This is a genomic window from Dendronalium phyllosphericum CENA369 (genome assembly GCF_016056275.1).
Lineage (GTDB): Bacteria > Cyanobacteriota > Cyanobacteriia > Cyanobacteriales > Nostocaceae > Dendronalium > Dendronalium phyllosphericum.
Genome location: NZ_JAECZA010000213.1, coordinates 1 through 3245 on the forward strand (window position 1 = coordinate 1; position 3245 = coordinate 3245).

The 3245-nt window shown below is 42.7% G+C and carries 2 protein-coding genes and 2 pseudogenes; 2 read left to right on the top strand and 2 right to left on the bottom strand.

What is annotated here, in order from left to right:
- Positions 1-187: 187 nt before the first annotated feature.
- Positions 188-655, top strand: a pseudogene (locus tag I8752_RS23300) (HlyD family efflux transporter periplasmic adaptor subunit); the annotation flags it as partial.
- Positions 656-679: 24 nt separating this feature from the next.
- Here the strand turns inward: I8752_RS23300 and I8752_RS23305 are convergent.
- The gene (locus tag I8752_RS23305) at positions 680-1246 is read right to left on the bottom strand and encodes a hypothetical protein (RefSeq protein WP_214434633.1); all 567 of its coding nucleotides are present in this window, start codon (positions 1244-1246) and stop codon (positions 680-682) included.
- Between the two features lie 401 nt (positions 1247-1647).
- Here I8752_RS23305 and I8752_RS23310 point away from each other — a divergent pair, with 401 nt between their 5' ends.
- The gene (locus tag I8752_RS23310) at positions 1648-2592 is read left to right on the top strand and encodes an RpoD/SigA family RNA polymerase sigma factor (RefSeq protein ID WP_214434634.1); all 945 of its coding nucleotides are present in this window, start codon (positions 1648-1650) and stop codon (positions 2590-2592) included.
- A gap of 369 nt (positions 2593-2961) precedes the next feature.
- On the opposite strand, the pseudogene I8752_RS23315 reads toward I8752_RS23310, so the two are convergent.
- Positions 2962-3245: pseudogene (locus I8752_RS23315) on the bottom strand (ISNCY family transposase); the annotation flags it as partial.

Below are 3245 nucleotides of genomic sequence, written 5' to 3' on the forward strand. Positions count from 1 at the left end.
GCTTTACCAGCTTTTGTACTAGACTTTTACTGACTGCAAATCTGAGTGCCACTTGCCGAATTGATATTTTTTCCTCAATATGTGCTGCAACTATTTTTTCTCGGATATCCACTGAATATGCTTTCATGACAGTATTATCTTTTTATTTTATTAGTACTAATTGTACCTCATAACATCGGAAACGGCTGTAAAATATCAGGATATCAATGCTCCGGTTAATGGTACTATTTTTGAACTTAAGGCTCATACTCCAGGATTTGTAGTAACCTCAAGCGAACCAATTCTCAAAGTTGTTCCCAACGATGCGCTGATTGCAAAGGTATACATTACTAATAAAGATATTGGTTTTGTCAAGCAGGGAATGACCGTAGATGTCAGGATTGATTCGTTTCCTTTTAGCGAGTTTGGCGATATTAAAGGTAAATTGATTTGGGTTGGTTCTGATGCTTTGCCACCGGATCAGATTTATCCATTCTACAGGTTCCCAGCAAAGGTACAGCTTGATAGTCAGCAGCTAATGGTTTCAGGGCGTAATATTACTTTGCAATCAGGGATGGGGGTGAGTACAAATATAAAAATTCGAGAACGCACTGTCATGTCAATTTTTACTGATATGTTTAGTTCTTCTGTGGAGAGTTTAAAAACTGTCAGATAAATAGATTGAGATAGATGCTTTCAATCATTTGATGGGGTGGTAGAGTCCATTGTCACTCCTGCGCCACGCAACAGAACCTGGATCTCTTGACCTACACCAACTTTGAAAATCTTTGTCAGTCTGGTTACTTTGCTCTTGTGACAAAGTTGCCAGTGAGACACCCAATCTTTTAGCTAAATTTTCGCCCGTGTACGCTTGCAGTTCTAGCTGCGGTGGGTGGTAGTTGTATGACTGCCGACGCGAAGTACCATTAGAACGCTTAGAAAGTATTGCTAGTGCTCCTTCTAATTGTGCTAATCTTTGGGCAATTGCTTCTGTCTTTTGCTCTAATTGTAAAAGTTTATGTTTTGAGCTATCGTCTGTACCGCTTTCTACAGGTCGATTGGCGATAGTGTTCAATTGAGTTTCCAGTTGCTGTAGACGACTTTCTACACTCCGAACTGTACCTTCTACTTGCCCAAGGATATGATGCAAGCCCTGGATAACTAAATCAGTGGCTGTGGTGTTACGTTCTCGTGCAGCAGTGCGGAGTGCTTTAGTCAGGGTTTTGGGGAGTTTGAAGTTGATTGATTCGCGTTCTGTGTTCGCCATCTCTACACCACGTCTATACCGTAGTACAGACAGTTTAGCGTGTTTTTGGTAAATATGGATTTCTCAGGGCACTGTCCGATTATGGCGGCTATATTAGGACACTTACTACTTAGACAAATCCAGAATCAGCACTAAAAATGACAATCGCCTGAAGAGCAAAGTGATCGCAAGAAATTACACCAAGTATATATATTTTTCGTTTTAATCAAAGCTGGTTGTACTGTTGTCCAACTCAGGTTCCAGTAGCTCAATACGTCCAGCTTTCACGAAAATAATGGGGGCTACCCTTTTTTTCTTAGCGAAGTTTAGAAAAGAGGAAAAGTTGAAAAATATTAAATTTATTTTATTGCGGCAGAACTTTCCCATAAAGTGATTCCAGGCTTTTAGAGAAAAAAGAAAGAATGTCCCTCCAGCCAGATAGCGTAGGCATCTACCTCCGAGAAATCTCTAAATATCCAATGCTGACTCCAGAGCAAGAGATAACCTATGCTCGGCAAGTGCAACAGATGATAATACTGCTTCAGCATAAAGAAGCGCTAAAACTTCGACTACATCGAGAGCCAGCTTTGCCAGAAATATCTGCTGATATCGGAAAAAGTGAAACTGAAGTATCTCAAATTCTGCGATTAGGACGGATAGCCAAGGAGAAGATGATTGCGGCTAATCTGCGGCTGGTGGTAGCGATCGCCAAAAAGTATCGGTGGAGCCATCTGGAATTTCTGGATTTGGTACAAGAAGGGTCAATAGGTTTGCAAAAAGCCGCAGAAAAATTCGATCCAAATCGAGGGTATAAGTTCTCGACCTGCGCGTATTGGTGGATTCGGCAAGAAATCACGAAGGCAATCGCCAATAAGTCCACCACGATCAGAACGCCGAGTCACATGAATGACCGTTTGATTAAACTCAAAAAAGTCCAGCGAGAAGGAGCAAGAATGTTGGGTCGGTATCCCACGATTGCAGAAATAGCTGAGTTTGCCGAACTTCAGCCACGCCAAGTCAGAGAATGTCTGAGCGCATTTCGCCAACCGCTGTCCCTGGATCGACCAATGGGACAAGAGGATGAAGCTGATTTTCTGGAGATTCTACCTGCCGATAGCACTTCCCCAGAGGAATATTTAGATGAAGGATTTCTGCGGCAAGATTTAGCGAAGTCTTTGATAACGCTTAAACCAATGCAAAAACAAGTGCTGATGTTACGTTTTGGTTTGGGTAGTGTGGACAAGTTGACAACCAAACAAATTGCTCAGAAGCTCAACATCAAAGAATCGAAAGTGAGGACAGTTCAGAATAGAGCGATCGAGGTGTTGCATCGCCAGCAACCGCAGATGCGAGAGTATTTGGCGTGAGATGTTATCTAGAAAGGCAGAGGGCAGGAGGCAGGAGGCAGAAGGGAATCCTGCTTCCTGCCCTCTGCGACAACCGGAGGAGTAAGGATTTAAGACCCCCGTTAAACCTTGGTTTGACGGTATTAGATTGTTGGCAGGTCTCAATCCCCCTGCAATCTTACCTTCTGCCCTCTGCCTTCTGCCTTCTTCAAGCATAAAAATACTCCAATGTGAGACACGACGCGTCAAAGCATCAAGCTAATCATCGCAGTCACGTTAAAATTACAGCAAAGGAGTGATTGCGATTGATTGACCCTGGGTGACTAGCGGATAAAAGATAGATGGACTTGTTTGACCAACATCTAAAAAAAACTAGAAGCGCAAAGTTTGCTAGAGGAGTAACTTCTCAAGAGTATCCAAGAAAGCTTCAGGATTTCGACGGAATCGAAGTTGTTGAATGCGATGGAGTTGATGTTGGCGTAAATCAGAGCGTAATTGTTGCCAATTCTGTACGCAAACCTGAGCCAAATCCTGGGCTGTAAAACAATGAAGTGCAGTAGCAATGGCTGAAGCTAATTGAACTGTGCCTCGAATTACAATTGATGAAGCAGCGACTTTACGACCAGTACAACGACGTTGATGATGTCGTAAAACACCAAAAGCCTGTTCAAGGT